Below are 17,940 nucleotides of genomic sequence, written 5' to 3'. Positions count from 1 at the left end.
GTCACGCGAGCCGGAGGACGTCGGACAGGCGCTTCTCAATCTCCTCGACGCGCCGGTGGCTGGTGCCCATGACGAGGTAGCGCCACTTGCCGTCGAAGGCGAGCGTGTCGGCGGTGAGCACCACGCCCTCCGTCCCACCCGGCTCGAAGGCCAGGCCGGCTTCGCGGACCAGGCCGAGGCCGGTGGCGAAGTCGGGGGTGACGCCGCCCGGGCGGGAGTCCGCGAGCCAGACCGCGCGGGCGGCGCCCTCGGTTCCGAGGAACCGCCGCACCAGCAGGTCGAGGTAGGTCGCGCCGGTGCGGCGCAGGTTGCTCTCCGTGGCGTACAGCTGGCCGTCGGTGGTGATGCCGCCGTCGATGTCGAAGGGGCCTCGGTAGCCGAGCTGGTCCAGGTGGTGGCCGAGGGTGATGCCGTCGGCGGTCAGCTGGTCCACGGCGGGGGAGTTCTCCTCCAGCGGGGTGACCTGGCCGCTGAAGCTGCCGTTGGGGGTGCGCATCTCACCCACGTGCAGGACCTGCGGTCCGGCCTCGGTGACCTCCATCTCCACAGTCACCACGCGGGCGAGGTCCAGGCGCTGCTCGACGACCCAGCCGAGGGGTTGGTCGGACACCTCGGAGAGGTACGAGTCGACGAGGGCCTCCAGGCCCGGCAGATCCTCGGCGGACAGGAACCGCACGCCGTAGCCGTTGGAGCCGCGGATCGGCTTGACCACCGCGCCGCCGTAGGAGGTGACGGTCTCCCGGGCGGCCGTGACGAGTTCGTCGCGGTCGACGGCCACGCGGCCCGCCGCGACCTGGATGCCGAGCTGGGTCGCGACGTCGCGGAAGCCGGGCTTGGTGTTGATGCGGTACACGGCTTCGAGGGCCGTCTCGGAGGGCGTGCCGTCGTCGTATCCATCGACGGGGAGGCCGAGTTCGGCCGCCATGTCCAGCGCGGGGCGGTCCAGGGCGAACGGCTGGAACCGCAGGCCGGGGGTGGCTTCGGCCAGGGAGCGCAGGTGCCCGGTGAGGTCGGCGTTGCGGACGGCGTTGGTGAGGGTGATCAGGTCCTCGGACGGGGCGGCCACGCACGTGACCTCCGAGCGGTCGAACCCCAGCAGGCCGCAGGCGTACTCCCAGAGCGGCTCGGAGGCGGCGGTGGGGAGGACCACCACGTCACCTGGCTGCGTAAGCCAGACCTTGCGCGGGGAGACCGCGACGAGGGCCTTGGCGTGCCGCGCCGTGGGGGTGGAGACCATCAGCTCGTTGACGAAGTTGCCGAAGATCAGCCGCGGGTGTTCGCGCGTGGTCATACGGTGGGTCCTTCCTGCTTGACGCCGCCGAAGATGGCGTGGCCGGCCTTCATCCAGTAGGCGTCGACGTGGGTGAATCCGGCGTCCCGCAGCCAGTTCAGCTGGTCGCCGAGCGGCGACGGCCGGTCCAGGGGGTCCGGGTACTGGTAGTGGCTCCACTCCAGCTCGTGGAACTTCTCGTACGCCTCGCCGGTGCCGGCCGCGGCGCTCTGCTCGCGCACCGCGTCGTCCCACATCCGGCGGGCCAGCTCGTGTCCGAGCGGGCCGGTCGCCTCCACGAGGTCGGCGAGGACGAAGGCGCCGCCGGGACGGAGGAGGGCGTGCATGTCGGCGAACAGCCGCTGCTTGCCCTCGCCGTCCAGGTGGTGGACGGCGAGGGAGGACACCACGGCCCAGGGGGCCTCGTCGCGCTGGCGCCAGTCGCCGGAGGCCAGGTCGAACCGCTCGGTGTGGAAGCGGTTGCCGAACCGGGCGAGCTCGCGGCTCGCGGTGTCCAGCATGGTGGTGCTGATGTCGAGGCCGACGACCTCGGCCTCGGGGAAGGCTTCCAGCAGAGCGGCGCTGAGCCGCCCCTGGCCGCAGCACAGGTCCAGGATCCGGGCGCCGGCCGGCGGGGCCGGGATCACGGAGGCGATCACGTCCGCCTGCGCCGCGCGCTCGGGTACGAAGTACTCCCCGTACCTGATGAAGTCCTGCGAATCCTGCTCGTTCCAATCCTCTTCCGAGGTCGTCACACCGAGTCCTTTCGGTCCTGAGGGGTGGGCCCGGTCCGGCCGTCGTGCCGGACGGGGCGGGGGGACGGCGTCGAGACCGCGGCGGTCAGACCGCGTCGGCGAACGACTGCCAGGTCAGCCAGCGCGCGAGGTCCCCGGCTTCGGCGGGCACCTCCCTGACCTCGTCTACGGGGCAGCCGACCAGGCCGACGAGCCAGTCGAGGGTCTCGGCGGGGAACCGGCGCACCGCTCCGTGGGTGGCGACCAGCAGGGCGCCGTCTTCGTCGTGCGTCCACAGCAGCGGGGCGGGCGTCCGGCGCCGGACCGCCGCCGGGGTCTGCCGCGGCTCCGGGTCCTGCGGGGCGATGCCGAGCATGCCGATCGCGGAGACGAGGGCCAGCGCCTCGGCATCGGTCGCGGCGAGGCCGGCGAACTCGCGGTACTCGGACAGCCAGGCGCGGCTCAGCTGTCCGTCCGTGCCGACGGGGACGTCGGTCCACGGCCTGGGGTTGTTGAAACTACCGGTGTACATGGCGATGTTGAACGACAGCGAGGGCTCCGGCGTGTCGCCGACGTGCCAGATGCCGCTGCGCCAGAACATGGCCTGGCCGGCGCCCGGGCGGAGGGTGGTCGTGGTCAGGTGCTCGACGTCGGCCACGGCGAGCCCGGGCAGGTACTCCTCCTCGACGTCGCCCAGCGGGTCGGTGTCGGCGCGTACGTCCGTGCCCTCGGGGATGAAGTCGCCGGTCTGCCAGAGGTGCATCACCTTCTTGCCCTGGAGCACCATGTGCAGGTTGGTGCAGCCTTCGCGGTGGATCCCGCCGGGCGTGGCCGAGTAGCGGCCGAGGAACAGTTCCGACTCGATGTATCCGCGGGGCAGGCCCACGGTGGTGAGCAGCGGCGCGAGCCCGCCGACGAGCACCTCGAAGAGCCCGCGGTGGTACTCCTGCAGGCCGCGTGCGTAGTAGAGGACGGCGTCCGCCTCGCCCTCCACGGAGCGTACGGTGCGGTCGAGCCACTCCCAAGGGGTCTCTGCGGCACCGCTCCCGCCCGGCCAAGCGGCCGGGTCCGCGACGAACGAGCCGTTGACGAGGAGCTTGAGGGCGTCGGTGGAGTCGCCCGAGGCGCGCACCCGGGCGGCCGCCAGGCCGGCCTGCCAGACGAGGTCCTGGTCGAGTTCCGCCAGGTCCCAGTCGCACACCATCCAGTTGACATTCCGGTCACTGATGGTCGGATTGATCAGCGTTCCACGCACTGCGATTTCCTCCCTGTCGCATACGCCGTACCGCGCGGCCACTCCAGAGCGGTCAGGTCTGGAGATCAGGGGTGGCGGAAATGTGGGCGAATGCCGATTGAACGTCTTGAACGCAGCCGGGTCCTGCGTGTCAGAAAGACCTCTCGACCGATGGCTGCCAGTCGGTGGACCCGAGAGTGAGAGTCGCGGCGACTGAGGCCCGACATGGTCACGCTGCTCGGAAAGTCATCATTACCCGGAGCGACCTTTACGCATCGCAAAGGACCGGATGCTCAAAGCCTACGTCACGAACAATCTTCGTCAACCCCAGCTTTGCGTCAGTCGGTATGCCCGATTTTGCACTGATTTACCTGGGGTAAGACGTGTCGATCCAGCCAATCGGCGACTCCAAATGATCTCCGTTGACACTCCAGATTTCATGTAGTTGAATCGATGGGACCACACGAGAGCAATTTCCGGCTATCCCGCCAAAGCGGTGACGGCCGAGATCGAGTCCCGGGCTGACCAGAGCTCGCAGGCTTGAGGATTCACGGGGGAAGAAGTGAGTTTTTTAACGCGCCCGAAAAGTGGCCGTCCCGTTTTTGTGGCCTATGCGTCAAGCGCGAAGAGAAGACGTGAGCTGAGTACAGGGATCGACACCTCCGCCCGCTCATGAAGGAAGTGGACGTCGCCATTGTCGGGGCCGGAATCACCGGAATCCTGGCGGCCCGTGAACTGTCCGCCCGCACTCCCACCCGGTCGATCGTGGTGGTCGAGTCCGGAGACCTCGCCGGCGGTGCCAGCCGGCGCTCCGCAGGGCTCCACTTCCCCCGCGGCGCCACACCGAGGGCCCGCGCCTTCGCCGCGTACAGTCACGACTACTACGCCCGACTGCTCGCCGACCACCCGTCCTGGCCCCTCGTCCCGCTCGACGTGTCCGTCGTCGCCCGCGAGACCCGAGCGCCGGTGTTGTCGGAGAAGTACCTGGATCACTCCCGCCTCGTCAAGGTCGGCGATACCCATCCCCTCGTCAACCTTCCGGCGGGCTCCGCCGTATGGCGCGGCACCGGCTGCCACTACGCCGACGTCCCGGCGCTCACCCGCCTCCTAGCCGGACAACTGTGCGAGCGCGTCGAACTCAGGGAGGGCGTGGCCGTCGTCGGCCTGTCGCCCGATGGCGATGGCTGCACGCTCCGGCTCAGTACGGGCGGGACGATCCGTGCCGGCCGCGTGGTCCTGGCACCGGGCCCCTGGCTGCACACCGGCCCGTGGAAGGAGCTGGTGGCTCCGCTCGGCGCGAGGGTGAAGAAGATCGTCGCGCTCCACATCGACCAGCGGCCCACCGAAGATGACCCAGTGCTCGTCTTCGACGACGAGGACGCCTTCCTCCTCCCCATGGTGCGGCGCGGGTACTGGCTGTTCAGCTACACCTGCCAGGAGTGGGACGTCAGCCCCGACACCGTCTTCGCCAGCCTGTCGAGCAGAAACGTGGCCGAGGCCCGTGAATTGCTCCACCGCTACGCACCGCACCTGCAGGCGGCCGCGACGTCCGGCCGGGTCTTCTGTGACGCCTACAGCCCGGATGGCGCACCCCTGGTCGAGCCCCTCGACCCGGAGGGACGGCTCGTCTTCGCAGGCGCATCCAGCGGCTCGGGCTACCGCTTCGCCCCCGCGACGGCCGCCGCCGTCGTGGACCTGTTCTCACGCTGACGGGCCGGGGGCGTGCCGGCCCCTGATCCTTCATTGGTACACACATGGGATAGAGGCTTCGAAGAGCATGACCACGAACCAGCAAGCGTCCGTGTCTGCCCGGATCGGACAGGAGATCGCCGAGATCTCATGGAACGATTCGCTCATCCACCAGCTCGAGATCCACCACAACACGGTGGACTATTCCAGCTACCAGGGCGGCACCGTCCACATGATCTCGTCCGGTGTGAACTACTTGCGCCCGCCGTCGGTGATCCTGCGCAGCATTGCCGAGGACGCGCGCGACTGGAAGTACATCAACTGCTACTGCGGCCCGCTCGGCGAGTCCATCCTCCGCAGCGGCGCCCTGGTCTACGAGGAGAGTCTCAAGGGAAGCCCCTTGGACGCACCCGTCGACGCCGCACTGACCGTCGGCGCGGCCGAAGGGGTACGGCTCTCCTTCGACTTTCTCCGCCGTGCCCGCGGAGCGGAAAAGGTACTGGTCGCAGGGCCCCAGTACTCCATCGTCCACCAGACCATCCTCTCGGCGGGTCTGACGTTCCGCGAGGTGTTCACCGACCGCGAAGGGGTTTTCCTGCCGAGCCCGGCGGAAATCGAGGCGGCACTCGACGCCTCCGGCGCCACTGCGCTGTTCCTTACTGAGCCCAACAACCCCTCCGGTGAACAGCATTCGGAAGCGGAATTCGACGAGATCGTCGGAATCCTCAAGCAGCGGGGTACGTACCTCGTACTCGACAAGGTCAGCGCCGACTTCGCGGCCCATCCGGACATCCGGGTTCTGAACTACGGCGCGGCACTTGACCGGCACGACTACTGGGACCGGACGCTCGTGGTCGACGGGCTGGCGAAACGGCGGGCGGTCAGCGGTCTCCGCTTCGGCTACGCCATGGGCTCCCCGGAATTCGTCGAATTCATCGAGAACCAGCGCTTCGGCGGGTGTCCGCCCCTCGTCGCCGTGTCGGGCATCGCCCGCGACCTGGCCTACTCCGCGCACCTGCGGCGAGAGCAGCTCGAGGGAGGCGGCGTCTCGGAAGCCCTCTGGCAGCGCTTCAAGGGCCTCAACGACGCCTCCCTCGAGCTGCTGGCCGTGAGCGACACCTCCGAGGTCGAGGAGTACCGGCTAGAACTGCGGGACATGTACCAGACCATCGCGGACAACAGGCGGCTCGCACAGGAGACGCTCCCGCCCCGGCAGCTCGCCGCGACACCGCTTCACGCCGGCTTCAACTACCTCGCCTGCATACCCGGTCCGGACGCCGATCCCCTCGCGTTCGGCCTGCGCCTCTACGATGAGAGCCGCGTCTCCTGCTTCCCCCTGGCCTGCTTCACCGCCGACACCGAGCTTGCCGCGGCCAAGAGCCCCGCAGGTGCCCACTGGCTGCGGATCACCTGTGCCAGCGACCGGCCCGTCTTCGAGGCCCAGATCGAAGCACTGCGCACGTTCCTGGCGGACCACGCCTGAGGCGTGCGCGCACCCCTGGAGCTTGCGGCGGGCCGGACAGCGCTGCGACAGAAGAAGAAAGGAACGGACGGACGTAACCATGGCAACAGAGGACACCACGTCGGTGGCGGAGCCGGCCACGACTCCCCAGCGCCGTTGGCGCGGGCTGCTGACGAACCGCGACTTCATGATCGTCTGGGGCGGGTTCACGGTCTCGTCGGTGGGCACGGCGCTCTCCAACTTGGCCGTGCCGATCCTCGCGCTCGGCCTCTCCGGCTCACCGACCATGGCCGGTCTCGTGGGAGCCGCACGGCTCGCCCCCTACCTGCTGCTCAACCTCTTGGCTGGCGTGTTCATCGACCGCTGGGACCGTCGCCGCGTCATGATCGTCGCGGACCTGGGCCGCTTTGCCGCGCTGGCGACGATCCCAGTCGCCTACGCCTTCGACAGCCTGACGATCGCGCACCTGGCGGCGGTCGCCTTCCTGGAGGGCGTCGGGCACGTCTTCTCAGCGGTCTCCCACCTGTCCGCCCTGTCGAAGCTGGTCCCCCAGGAGCATCTGGCCTCCGCCAACGCCCTCAACGAGGTGGCCGACTCCGCAGCCGGCGTCGGCGGAACTGCCCTGTCCGGCGCTCTGATTGGCCTGGCCAGGAACTCCACGCTCGGCGCTGTCTACAGCTACGCCGTCGACGCCGTCACCTACCTGCTCTCGGGGGCCTCGCTGCTGTTCGTACGGAAGTCGTTCCAGGAAGAGCGGCCGACAGACGAACAGCGCTCCGTGATGGCCGACCTCAAAGAGGGGATGGCTTTCCTCTGGCGGCAGCGCCTGCTGCGCCTGCTCATGGTGATGGTCACCTTGATCAACTTTCTTCAGGCGCCGCTCAATCTGGCCACCATCGTCCTCGCCACCGAAGACCTCGACATCAACGCCGGACTGATTGGCCTCATCCTCGCCGCGGTCGGCCTCGGCACGGTGGTGAGCGCGTTCGCCGCGTCATGGCTGCGTGAGCGCATCAGCTTGCGCACCATGGCACTCGGCTCCGTCGCCCTGTGGGCCGTCGCCGCAGCCATGATGGCTGCCGCACCGTCGATCGTCGTCCTCGCCGTCGGCGTCCTGATCACGAACCTGCTGTGGCCGATCTTCGCGGTGTCCCTGGTGACCTACCGGCTGACGGCCACACCGGACCACCTCCAAGGCCGCGTCAACAGCGCCTTCCGCACCCTGTCGTTCGGCGTGGAACCCCTGGGACTGGCTATCGGCGGTGCCCTGATCGCCTCCCAGGGCCCACGCTTCCTGCTCTGGGGAGCCGCGGTGGGTCTGCTCGCGGTCTTCCTGGGCAGCGTGACGATGTGGCGGGGGACACTGACGCCGGAAATGCCCGCGACCGTCCCGCCAGAGGAGGCCTGAGCGGCCTGCTCGCGCATGGCGGTCGCGCACCGCTGCGGAGGTTGCAGCCGGGGGAGGGCGGTAGGCCGCCGACGTCCCGGGGGCGCAGTGGCGTTTCGGGGGTGAACTTGGCGCCCCGGCTGCGTGAACCGGCGGCTCAGGGCCTGTTGCTGACGGTGCCGGGGCGGATACAACCGCCGCATGATGATCATGATGCGGGCCGCGGTCGCGGTCGCCGCGGCCTTTGCTTTGTCCCTGCCCGCCACGACCGCGCACGCCGCCGAGCAGCCGGCGGCCGTGCCGCAGGCCCTCCCGATGGGGGTGGCGGTCTCCGCGCTCCCGTTCGCGGTCGAGGACCGGACCGGCTACCAGCCCACCTCCTTCAAGCACTGGAACGCCGGCGACCTCCCCGATGACGGCTGCAACACCCGCATTATCTGCATCGCTCGTCGGGGGTAGGACACAACGTTGCTGGTGCATGGGCACTTTAGCGTTTCCGTGGATCCTGAGGCATGTGAGTCACAAGGGTGCGGGAGGCGGAGAATCGTCCAGCAGAGCAACGCCCTGGACGAACGTGCCTCCTCCTGTTGTCGGCCTACTCGTCGAAGTGCCCAACCAGGTACGGCTGAACGGACTCTGTCGCTGATCTTGTGATCGGCTGGTGGTCAGGTTCTGAGGAGGATCCGGGTTCGCAGGAGGTCGAGTTTGGCTCGGCCGCATCCGGCTCGCTTGATCAGCTTGACGCGTGTGACCTGGCCTTCGACTTGGCCTGAGCTCCAGGTTGAGGAGAGGCCGGCGACGAGGGCGTCCTGGTCGTGGAGGAGTCCTCGGGCGAACTGCTGTAGCGATGGCAGGTCGCTGTTGTGGACCTGCTCGATCCAGTCGAAGACGTCTTGCCCGCGGCGGTCGTGCATGAGGGTGGCGAAGGTCCGGACGTGCTCGACGGCTGCACCGAGTTCGGGGCAGGCGGCCCGGACCGCCTTGAGGCCGGGGACTTCGGGTGGCCGGAGCCGGTCGGGGTGCGTCATCACCCAGCGAAGTGCCCGCCGTGGTTTGGGCAGGGCAGGTGTGGGAGGGGCGGTCTCGATGCCCTGCTTCAGCTGGCGTATCGGTTGACGCCGGTGCGTTCGCCGCGAAAGCCCTGGTCACGGACTTCTCGGAAGAGCTGGCTGGCGTTGCGGCAGCCTTGGGTGAAGCGTTCGTAGAGGTATGGCTTGTAGTCGTCCAGCAGGGTGCGGCGCTGGGTGACCTTGACTAACAATGTGTCGACGTCCGGGGTTTGGGCGTATCGGCGGACGGCGTAGTAGTCCAGGTCGAGGTCCCGGCTGATCCCGCGGAGGGATCGGCCTTGGGCGAGGAGTTCGTGGACGCGGCGGTGTCGTTCGCGGATCCGCCCGACGATCCGGCGGGGCCGGCCGCGGACGTCAAGTGTTCCGTCCGGTGGTGCGACGGGAGCCTCCTCGTCAGACTGCCTGGCCGCTTCGTGGCTGGCGCGGATGCAGGCGTAGTGACTGGTGAGGGTTCTCTCGACGGCTTTGGCGAGGTTGTTCCAGAGGTGCCATACGTCTGCGATCTGGACCGCTTGAGGGGCGGCTGCCCTGGCTGCCTCGGCGTAGGCGGAGGCCCTGTCGCGGCAGATGATCTCGACTTCCGGATGGTCTTCGAGCCACCGGGCGACCGTTGCGGCTTCCCGCCCGGGCAGGACGTCGATGGGGCGGCGGGCCTCGAGGTCGAACAGCAGAGTCGCGTAGTTGTGCCCCTTGAGCAGGGCGAACTCGTCCACCCCCAGGACCCGCACCTCGCCGGGTTCCTCGAGGTCAGATGCTCGAAGAAGCCGTAGCAGGTGTCCTTCGCCACCGGCATTCCCATCCGTCGGGCCAGGCGGGCTCCGGCTCGCGCGGCGGCGGATCGCATCCCGCAGCGCGACCAGGACCGCGACCTTGCCTCCGACATGCAGGACCGGGACCGGCGCCTGCGCGTCACCGCGGTCCGCGGCGGACGGGCCGACCTCGTCGTCGAACACGAGCTGCGCGGCCCGGCCGGCCGCAAGACCCACGCCAGCACCGCCCGGCTCCGGTCCACCGCCTTCGAACTCGTCGAGGACCCGGCCGACACCGACCCCCGGTACCTGGCCCTGCTGACCGCCCTCACCGAAGTCCACCACCCCGGCATCACCCCGCCCGACTACGCCCGCGCGGCCCTGCGCGCACTGCGCCGCCCGGCCCCGACTGGAGAGATCCGATGACCGTACGCGGGACGCACCAGACCGAGACCGCCGGCACCGGGGACCGGCGTGTCCCGGACGACCCGTGGGCCGCACCGACCCGCACATGGCCCACCGGGCCTGGACCACCGAACGGGTCGGCGTCGGCCCCGGCATCCCAGACCGTACCCGGCCCAGTGGGGCCGATGAGCGTGCAGGCTTCGGTCGGGTGCGGGTTCGACTGAACGGTCCCCCGGTATCTGCCAGCGGGCCGACGGAGACGGAGAGTCCTGCCGTAGCAGCCGCGCGCCGGGGATCTGCCGGGCGAGCAGGTCGCCCCGTCATGAGCCGTCCGGAGGGGCTGGGCCGGGGCCGACCGGGCGGTGGGAATGCCCCGTGAGGGGGACCGGGACGGTGTCTCCCCGGCCCCTAACCAAGTGATATGCATATTTTGCGAACTATGCTCAAGGTCAAGCTCACCGCCCTCGCGGGCGCCGCGGGGGCCCTGGCGACGCTGGTCGCCCTGCCCACCCCCGCCCACGCTCACATCCCGCTGCCCGTTCCCTGCAGCGCGAGCGCCCTGCGCGCCGCCATCAACCAGGCCAACACGCTCCCCGGCCCGGACACCCTCTTCCTCGCCCTGCGCTGCACCTACACCCTCACGGCCCCCGACAACCCCGGCAACGGCCTCCCCAAGGTCACCAGCGACATCAACATCATCGGCAACGGCAGCACCATCCGCCGGCAGTCCGCCACCGCCTTCCGCATCCTCGAAGTCACAGGTCCCGGAGCCCGCCTCACCCTGAACAACCTCACGATCAGCGAGGGCCGCGCCCTGCTGGAGGGCGGCGGCATCTACGCGGCCAGCGGCACCGTCCTCACCCTCAACTCCACCACCGTCACCAAGAACAGGAACGGCAGCGGAGTCGACGGCGGGGGCATCTTCAGCACGAGCACACTCACCCTCCGCAACAGCACTGTGAACTACAACTTCTCCACGGAGAACGGCGGCGGCATCGCATCCACCGGCACAGCCACCATCTCCGGCTCCACCATCGCCGGCAACACCGCCCGATCGGACGGCGGCGGCCTCGACGCCCGCGGAACCCTGACCGTCACCAACAGCAACATCACCGACAACGCGGCCCGCCTGGACGCCGGCGGCATCAACGCCTTCAACCTCACCGGAACCGTCACCGACTCCCTCATCCGCGGCAACGTCTCCGCCGAGGACAACGGCGCCGGCGGCGGCGCCACGACCCGGGGCAGCACCAACCTCACCCTGCTGCGCACCAACGTCTTCGCCAACCGCTCCTTCGGCAACGACGGAGGCGGCGGCCTCGCCAACCGCGGCGCCACCCTGACCGTCCGCGACAGCCCAGTGACCCGCAACTCCGCCCGCATCGCCCCCGGCGGCATCCTCAACGACGGCGGCACCGTCAACCTCACCGGCACCACCACCGTCACCGAGAACATCTTCACCAACTGCGCCCCGACGCCGATCGGAACCTGCACCGACTGACGCCTCGACTCGCCGCCTGCCGCAAGGACACAGCGGCGAGAGTGCACCCCCGCCCGGCGACGTGCCAGGCTGGCCGCGTTGCCGAGCAACTGCAGCGGCTGGCGGACGAGCGCCGGGCACGTGCCCGGACTATGTCGATCTGGCGGCTCGAAGGGGCACCGCGCAGGAGCCAGGGTTCGCCCGCCCAACGCTTTCTCATGTCCTGATCACCGCACCAAGCAGGAGGAACTCGATGGCAGCATCGACTGCGGATATGCGAGCCTCCTTCTCCCAGATGCCGATCGAGAAGACTGTGATGACCCGCGACGACGCTCTCAAACAGCTCAGCCACATCGCGCGCCAGAGGGCATTCGGGAGCCACGTCGGGTCTGACCAGCTCATCCAGGCAGGGCTGAACGCGCTGATTGCCGGGGTTGAGAGTCCCTCCCTCGCTATGCTGGCCGGTCTTCTCCGGAGCGAAGAGCCTGAAGCTCCGGCACTCTTCGACCGGGTGCTGGAGGAGTTGGGACTGCTCTTCCACCCGCCCGCTGACCCTCGGGCCGCGAAGTGGGCGATGGCCTACTGGGTCGCCGGTCAGATCGCCGACGGATCCCTGGATCCCGCCGCCGGCACCCACCTCATCTGGGCAGGCATCGCCTATGACCTCGGCTACCCCGAAGAGCCGGAACCCCTTGTCCACTGCGCGCACAACCTGGACGGCTGGGAGGAGAGCTGGGGAGTCCCTTTCGAGGAACTCAACAGGGATGCGGTTGAGGCAGCGCAGCAGTTCCTGAGCAAGCGGTCGGCAGCAGAGGCCGGGAACTGACCGCCGGTTCATTCTCGCCTGTGAACGCTCACGCAATTCCCCAGCCAGAAGTTCACGATCACCCCATGGGGATCCCGGAGTCCGCGTCATGGGCACCATCGTTTGGAGGTGGGAGCGTCGACGCCCCGCCCCTGCGTCCTGCCTCGGCTGAACGTGTTGATGGAACCCCGCCATGACGTACCGATTCACTGCGCGTGTCGCCACGACCGAGATCGACCCTGACGGCTACTTCACCGAAGCCGCTCTCGCCGAGGGCGGAGAGGGAAGCGGCTTCATCTTGATGTTCATGGCAGGCGAGGAAGACCCGGATGATCAGGATGTCGCCCTGGGCATGGACACGCACTGCCTGGTCACAGCCGGGCAGGGGACCGCGTACGGCTGTGTACACGAAGCCGTCCTGACAGGCAACGTCCTGCGCGTCTCGCTCCGCTCTGAAGCACTGGCGGACCTCCGATTGAGCGACGGCGAGATCGAAGCCGTCATCGAAGCACCGGCCGAGGACGTCCTCCTCTTCCGCGAAGTCCTCGCCCAGGTGCTCGCCTACGGACGTGCCGATGCTCGGCCCACTCGTGTAGCCGTCTGAGCCGACCACCGGATCAGGTCCGGCGGGGTGGGGAATTGCGTGACCGTCGACATCGCCACCGGCTCTGGTCACCCGCTACCTGGACCCCTTACTCAGCGTGGCCGCACCACAGAGGCTGAGCCAGAACCACGACCAGTGAATAAAGCCACCTGACCGCCTGATGTGGTGTGTTGGCGGGGGCGTGGAAGCCATCGGATGACGCAGAGCGCCCCCCGAAGGGAGGGGCGCTCTGGTCGTGCGTACAGGTTCGGGCAGATGGTTCAGGTGCGCTGCACCAGGTGTTGCACCGAGAAGCGGAGGTGCTGGTCGCCGTAGTGGAATCGGCTGGCGAGGGCCTCGTAGAGGGCGTACTGCTCCTGGGTGAGGGGCAGCTGCAGTCGTGCCACCAGGCGCAGGAGCAGGCGGAAGCCGAGGTCGGGGTCGGCCCGGGTGACGAGCTCTTCGAGGCCTTCCATCACCGGGGTGACTTCCAGGGGGTGGAAGGCCGGGCTGAGCACCATGCCCGCGGCCAGGGGTGCGACGTCGCGGATTTCGCGTAGTACCTGGTCACCGGCACTGGCCGGGGTCGGGTCCGCCGGGACGTAGTCGGGTGCGACCTCGGTCAGGTTCTCCTCGCACGCTTCGGCGACCTGCTCCAGCCACTGCCGGCCGTCGACGCCGAACCGGTCGATGCTGTAGCCCCGGTCCGTTGCCGCCAGCCACAACAGGGTGATCACGTCGTCGGACAGGCCGGAGTCGAGTACCCGGTGGGTGTCTTCCAGGAGAACGGCCGCCTCGGAGCCCGGTGGGCGCTCGTACCCGTCGCCCACCAGTGCACGCTCGAGGTTTTGGTGGGGCGTGCGGAAGTCCCATCCGGCGGTGAAGAGGCCGGCGAGCCTGGAGAGTCCGAAGTCTCCGTGGAGCGCGTGCCGGGTGGTGCTGACCGGTGGCCAGAGCCAGTACCCGGTCGCGATCCTCTCCGACTGCGCCGTCTACGCGGCCGACGGCCCGTCCCCGCTGGACTTCCTGCCCTACCGGGACGGCAAGGCGCTGCCCGGCGGCTGGAAGCTCGGTGTGAACGACGGGCTGGTCAATTGGGAGGGCACCCAGACCGTGCTGTGGGGCGAGGGCGTACGCGAGGAACAGGGCGACGACCTCAACCTCGCCCGGTACATCAAGGACGGCAACATCACCCTCACCGACGACGGGGAGTAGACCGCGATGGCACAGCTCGGGGACGGCCTCAACAAGGCGGTCCAGAAGGCGTTCACCCGCCCGATTCCGAAGTCGGCGGGCGCCCAGATGCGCTGCCTGGTTACTGTAAGCAGCTCAAGTCCACCAAGGCCGCCGCGGCCGCGCTCGGGATCTCCCAGCGCACCGTCGAGCGTTACGTCAAGGACCAGATCAAGAAGCCGCGCCCCGAGCTGGCCGACCGCATCGAGCGCGAGGTCGCGAAGCGGTGGCAGCCGCAGAGCCGCGCCAGGGCCAAGAAGACTGCGGCCACCACCGGCGGGATCGTCGTCGACACCCGCGCCCGCTTCGGCTACACCGCCGCACCCGGCACCACCGACGACGGCCGGCTGCGCCACCTCACCGTGGCGCTCCCGCCCGAGTTCGCCGGCCGCCTCTTCGACGCGCAGGACGCCGGAGCCAGCGAGCAGCAGCTGCGCGACATCGCAGCCGAGGGCCTGCAGGAGATCTACTTCAAGGACCGCGGCCGCCGCGCCGGCAGCCTCCTGGTCGAATTCACCGACATCGACCACATCGAGGTCGACCTGTAGATCCCTCGGACAACAGCGGGGCCTGAGCCGGTTTGTGACTGAGCGCTTCACTTGGCGGATGAGCGCCCGACTTGGCGGCCCTGAGCGCTTCGGTTGGCGGACGAGAGGGTGACTACGGTTCTCACCTGCGACAACTCAACGATGCGCGGGATTTGGGCGCCCGCCGTCCGGTCCTCGCCTGCTGAGTTCTCCGTGGCGGCGATCGTCTGGCGCAGAAGGTTACGCGCGGTCTCCAGATCGGCGGCTCGCTGGTCGAGGACGTTCAGCTGGTCGCGAAGGCTGGTGAGAATGCCGGGACAGGGGCGCAGCGTTGCCTCGCCGAAGGTGCAGGGCAGGACCTGACGGATTATGCGGGTAGGCAGGCCCGCGGCCAGCAAGGCGCGGATGCGCCGCACCGTCTCCACCGTCTGGTCGTCGTACTCGCGATAGCCGTTGGTGCGGCGCTCTGAGTGGATCAGCTCCATCCGCTCGTAGTAGCGCAGCAGGCGCTCGCTGACTCCGACACGACGCGACAGCTCACCGATCAGCATCGCCCAGCTCTTCCCACTTGACCTTCCCACCGTGTCAGGGAGCAACAGTGGACTGGTCGGCCGCATTCCGGGCCGATCGTTGGCTGCGTAGGTGAGAACGGAGAGCGTCTGTGGGTCGGTTTGAAGAGCAGCTGCCGAGTCCGGGGACGAGGAATGTTGGTCAGAACCAGCAGCAGTGTGCAGCGCCAGGACGGTGACATCGCCTGCTCATCTTCCCTGCGAGGCTGGGGTCTTCGGGCCTCGTGCGGCGGCAGTCACTGGTGGTGCCGCCACAGGCGGAGTAGAGTGCGGCTTCATTATGAAGCACGTACATAATTTTCCCCTGGCCCGTGACCCTGATGGGTTGCTCTACGACCCAGGGGTCCGGGACTCCATGCAGGCGTTCGCGGCAGGCGGCGACACCCTCGCGCTGGAGACGGCCGCTGCCGTCCGGTCGGCCTCGCAGGCCGTCGACCGGCTGCGTTCGCACGGTGCGGGCGGACGTGGGCTCAGCGCGGGGGCGCTGGACGTCCTCGCGCGATTGAGTACGGCCGCGGACGATGGGCTGAGCATCGGTGAACTGGCCCGCGCAGCGGGGGTGAGTTCCCGCAACGTCACCGGCCTGGTCGACACGCTTGAGGGGGACGGGCTGGCCCAGCGGGTCCAGGACCAGAACGACCGCCGGTCGGTGCGAGCCCGGATCACACCAGCCGGCCTCGACTGGCTCGACGCCTTCCGGCAGCCGACACAGCGCGCCATGTCCGCCGTCTTCCAGGGATTCACCGAAGACGAACTCGCCCGGTTCCGCGACCTGTGCCTGCGCGTGGTCGACAACCAGCAGCGCATCGAGCAGTACCTGAACGCGACCCGGCACGACCAGCCGGCTCCCTGAACCGAGACCGACGGAGCACCACATGACCACTCACTCAGCCAGCACAGCGCGACGTACGGTCCGGGCGTACCACGAGGCCCGGTTCCGGGGAGACGTCACCACGGCCGCCACCCAGATCGGCGAAAACTTCAGCTTCCGCAGCCCGTTCATCACCTCCGACAGCCCGACCGGCCACCTCGACGGCCTGGACGGGCTCCTGGGCATCGTCACCGACGTGAAACTGATCAGCGAGCTGTACGGCGAGACCGAGGCCGCCCTGATCTACGACGTCCACACCACTCCGGCCGTCGGCATCACCCAACGCACGGCCGAGCACTTCCGCCTCCACGACGGCCGGATCACCTCGATCACGCTCATCTTCGACTCTGCCCCCTGGCAGGCCATCATGTCCGCGGCCGGCCCAACCCGCGACGAGGCCGTCCCCACGGCGTGACATGCCACGCGCCAGCACGACGCAATGCATCGACTCGCCGCCTAAGCAAGTGCCCAAGTGCTCTCGGAACTGAGCGACATCGTTTCTCATCGGAACAGAGCGCTCTCGGCCCTGAGCGACAAACGCTCTCGCATCTCAGCAACAAAGCCAGATCGTCAAGGAGGGAGTGAATCATTGATCATCGATGCACACAGTCACGTCCACGACCCCGTCGAGGCACATGTGGGGCTACTGGACGAGGCCGGGGTGGACCGTGCCGTGCTATTCGCCACCCGTCCACACCCGGAGCGGGCCGCTGACCTTACCTCGCTGCGTCGGGAGATGGCGATCCTGCACGAGGCCATCGGGGGTCGGGCCGGCACGGCCGAGGGGTATCGCTGCGCGTGGGGGGAGTTGGATGCCGCACTCGCCGCACGGCCGGAGCGGTTCATTGGCTTCCTTTCCGTACCGCTGGACCTGGAGCCGGAACAAATCGCCGCGACTGTGGAACGCGAGGTCATCGGGCGTGGACTGCACGGGATTGGCGAGCTGACGCCGCCGCCCGGACGGGCAGGGATGATTGAACCGGTGCTCCAGGCGGCGGTCGATCACGGTCGGCTGCCCGTAGTCGTGCACGGATCCGCCCCGACCACGGCGGACGATCTGAGAACGCTGTCAGCGCTCGCCGGCCGGTATCCGACGGTTCCGCTGGTGGTCAGCCAGCTCGGAGGGTTGAACTGGATGGAGACTGTCGAGCTGGTCCGGGACACCCCGAACATGTACCTGGAGCTGTCCACTGCCAACATCGTCTTCTCGGTCCGGCTGGCCATCAAGGAGATCCCGGACCGGACCTTGTTCGGCTCGGACGCCCCGTACGGAGACCCAGTCCTCGCCCGCGCGATGGTGGAGCGGGTCACCAGCCCGGGCGAGGTACGCGACCGGGTGCTCGGCGGGACGATCGCCGAATTGGTCGGGCTCGGCTGAGGGAGGCCCGGCGTCCCCAGGTGCCACTCCGACAGGCTGAGCACTTCAGATGGCGAACCCCGACAACTGAAGCGCTCAGTCACACTGGGGCCGCTCCAGCAGGGCTCGCTCGGACTGATCTGCAGGCACACCCAGACGTACCTCGCCGCCCGGCGCGGCGTGTACCGATGCGGAGTGATTACAGAAGGTATTGCTCTGTAGAGAAAGCGGTGATCACGGGGGCATCGACGTGCGATACATGCGGCTCGGTATCTGGGTGACGGCGTTGATCATCACCGCTGCCCTCGTCATCGTCACGGCGCGGAACGGGAAAGGTCTCGCCGAGCCCGGAATCCTGATCCCGTTGCTGGGCTTCCTTGTGGCTGATGGTCAATTGCTGCGGACCCTGCTCCATGACGTTACCGACGCGAGGAGGCGGCTGCATCTCCCGAGCGGCTGGACCGCCTCGCCGGGCGGCTAGCCAACGCGGTCAAGGACGAATGGCAGGAGGAGTG

The 17,940-nt window shown here is 68.7% G+C and carries 19 protein-coding genes and 2 pseudogenes; 14 read left to right on the top strand and 7 right to left on the bottom strand.

Annotated elements, in window-relative coordinates; translation table 11 throughout:
• Position 1: 1 nt before the first annotated feature.
• The 3 genes from ACZ518_RS28170 to ACZ518_RS28160 all read right to left on the bottom strand — a co-directional run bounded on the left by ACZ518_RS28170 (position 2) and on the right by ACZ518_RS28160 (position 3,259).
• The gene (locus ACZ518_RS28170; RefSeq protein WP_469115807.1) at positions 2-1,291 is read right to left on the bottom strand and encodes a preATP grasp domain-containing protein; all 1,290 of its coding nucleotides are present in this window, start codon (positions 1,289-1,291) and stop codon (positions 2-4) included.
• Positions 1,288-2,025: a class I SAM-dependent methyltransferase gene (locus tag ACZ518_RS28165; protein WP_469115806.1), complete on the bottom strand. Its 738-nt coding sequence runs from the start codon at positions 2,023-2,025 to the stop codon at positions 1,288-1,290. The genes ACZ518_RS28170 and ACZ518_RS28165 overlap by 4 nt, the downstream gene beginning before the upstream one ends.
• An 85-nt stretch (positions 2,026-2,110) precedes the next feature.
• Positions 2,111-3,259, bottom strand: coding sequence for a hypothetical protein (locus ACZ518_RS28160; RefSeq protein WP_469115805.1), 1,149 nt, complete (start codon positions 3,257-3,259; stop codon positions 2,111-2,113).
• A 651-nt stretch (positions 3,260-3,910) separates the two neighbouring features.
• Between ACZ518_RS28160 and ACZ518_RS28155 the strand changes: the two genes are divergently transcribed.
• The 4 genes from ACZ518_RS28155 (at position 3,911) to ACZ518_RS28140 (ending at position 8,235) form a co-directional block, all read left to right on the top strand.
• Positions 3,911-4,948: an NAD(P)/FAD-dependent oxidoreductase gene (locus ACZ518_RS28155; RefSeq protein WP_469115804.1), complete on the top strand. Its 1,038-nt coding sequence runs from the start codon at positions 3,911-3,913 to the stop codon at positions 4,946-4,948.
• Positions 4,949-5,015: 67 nt separating this feature from the next.
• Positions 5,016-6,410 (top strand): pyridoxal phosphate-dependent aminotransferase, encoded by a 1,395-nt coding sequence (locus tag ACZ518_RS28150; protein ID WP_469115803.1) that lies wholly within the window; start codon positions 5,016-5,018, stop codon positions 6,408-6,410.
• 79 nt (positions 6,411-6,489) lie between these two features.
• Complete coding sequence (locus ACZ518_RS28145) at positions 6,490-7,797, top strand: MFS transporter (RefSeq protein ID WP_469115802.1); 1,308 nt, start codon at positions 6,490-6,492, stop codon at positions 7,795-7,797.
• A gap of 180 nt (positions 7,798-7,977) precedes the next feature.
• Positions 7,978-8,235, top strand: coding sequence for a hypothetical protein (locus ACZ518_RS28140; protein ID WP_469115801.1), 258 nt, complete (start codon positions 7,978-7,980; stop codon positions 8,233-8,235).
• A gap of 206 nt (positions 8,236-8,441) precedes the next feature.
• Here the strand turns inward: ACZ518_RS28140 and ACZ518_RS28135 are convergent, their stop codons facing one another.
• On the bottom strand, positions 8,442-8,837 hold the full coding sequence (locus ACZ518_RS28135; RefSeq protein WP_469116002.1) for a transposase: 396 nt from the start codon (positions 8,835-8,837) through the stop codon (positions 8,442-8,444).
• Between the two features lie 35 nt (positions 8,838-8,872).
• Positions 8,873-9,559 carry a transposase gene (locus ACZ518_RS28130; protein WP_469115800.1) on the bottom strand — a complete coding sequence of 229 codons (687 nt, stop codon included), beginning with the start codon at positions 9,557-9,559 and terminating at the stop codon, positions 8,873-8,875.
• A gap of 60 nt (positions 9,560-9,619) precedes the next feature.
• Here ACZ518_RS28130 and ACZ518_RS28125 point away from each other — a divergent pair, with 60 nt between their 5' ends.
• The 4 genes from ACZ518_RS28125 (at position 9,620) to ACZ518_RS28110 (ending at position 12,889) form a co-directional block, all read left to right on the top strand.
• Entirely contained in the window at positions 9,620-10,021 is a 402-nt protein-coding gene (locus ACZ518_RS28125) for a DUF6354 family protein (protein WP_469115799.1), read from the top strand.
• Positions 10,022-10,439: 418 nt separating this feature from the next.
• The gene (locus tag ACZ518_RS28120; protein WP_469115798.1) at positions 10,440-11,501 is read left to right on the top strand and encodes a hypothetical protein; all 1,062 of its coding nucleotides are present in this window, start codon (positions 10,440-10,442) and stop codon (positions 11,499-11,501) included.
• A 232-nt stretch (positions 11,502-11,733) separates the two neighbouring features.
• The gene (locus tag ACZ518_RS28115) at positions 11,734-12,306 is read left to right on the top strand and encodes a hypothetical protein (RefSeq protein ID WP_469115797.1); all 573 of its coding nucleotides are present in this window, start codon (positions 11,734-11,736) and stop codon (positions 12,304-12,306) included.
• A 172-nt stretch (positions 12,307-12,478) separates the two neighbouring features.
• Positions 12,479-12,889, top strand: a complete 411-nt coding sequence (locus ACZ518_RS28110; RefSeq protein ID WP_469115796.1) for an Imm10 family immunity protein — start codon at positions 12,479-12,481, stop codon at positions 12,887-12,889.
• A 260-nt stretch (positions 12,890-13,149) separates the two neighbouring features.
• On the opposite strand, the gene ACZ518_RS28105 is transcribed toward ACZ518_RS28110, so the two are convergent.
• On the bottom strand, positions 13,150-13,698 hold the full coding sequence (locus tag ACZ518_RS28105) for a hypothetical protein (protein ID WP_469115795.1): 549 nt from the start codon (positions 13,696-13,698) through the stop codon (positions 13,150-13,152).
• 127 nt (positions 13,699-13,825) lie between these two features.
• Between ACZ518_RS28105 and ACZ518_RS28100 the strand changes: the two are divergent.
• Positions 13,826-14,083 (top strand): annotated as a pseudogene (locus ACZ518_RS28100) (telomere-associated protein Tap); the annotation flags it as partial.
• 6 nt (positions 14,084-14,089) lie between these two features.
• A pseudogene (tpg, locus tag ACZ518_RS28095) lies at positions 14,090-14,649 on the top strand (telomere-protecting terminal protein Tpg).
• A gap of 47 nt (positions 14,650-14,696) precedes the next feature.
• Here the strand turns inward: tpg and ACZ518_RS28090 are convergent.
• The gene (locus tag ACZ518_RS28090; RefSeq protein ID WP_469115794.1) at positions 14,697-15,179 is read right to left on the bottom strand and encodes a MerR family transcriptional regulator; all 483 of its coding nucleotides are present in this window, start codon (positions 15,177-15,179) and stop codon (positions 14,697-14,699) included.
• Positions 15,180-15,522: 343 nt separating this feature from the next.
• On the opposite strand from ACZ518_RS28090, the gene ACZ518_RS28085 reads away from it, so the two are divergent.
• The 4 genes from ACZ518_RS28085 (at position 15,523) to ACZ518_RS28070 (ending at position 17,906) form a co-directional block, all read left to right on the top strand.
• A complete protein-coding gene (locus ACZ518_RS28085; protein ID WP_469115793.1) occupies positions 15,523-16,050 on the top strand; it encodes a MarR family winged helix-turn-helix transcriptional regulator in 528 nt (175 codons plus the stop codon).
• 22 nt (positions 16,051-16,072) lie between these two features.
• A complete protein-coding gene (locus ACZ518_RS28080) occupies positions 16,073-16,483 on the top strand; it encodes a nuclear transport factor 2 family protein (RefSeq protein WP_469115792.1) in 411 nt (136 codons plus the stop codon).
• A 174-nt stretch (positions 16,484-16,657) separates the two neighbouring features.
• Positions 16,658-17,446 carry an amidohydrolase family protein gene (locus ACZ518_RS28075; RefSeq protein WP_469115791.1) on the top strand — a complete coding sequence of 263 codons (789 nt, stop codon included), beginning with the start codon at positions 16,658-16,660 and terminating at the stop codon, positions 17,444-17,446.
• A 238-nt stretch (positions 17,447-17,684) separates the two neighbouring features.
• Complete coding sequence (locus tag ACZ518_RS28070; RefSeq protein ID WP_469115790.1) at positions 17,685-17,906, top strand: hypothetical protein; 222 nt, start codon at positions 17,685-17,687, stop codon at positions 17,904-17,906.
• Positions 17,907-17,940 lie beyond the last annotated feature (34 nt).

Source organism: Streptomyces sp. NPDC033966, from assembly GCF_055575955.1.
Note: the sequence above shows the minus strand (reverse complement) of the source record. Positions and strands in the feature narration are given on the sequence as shown.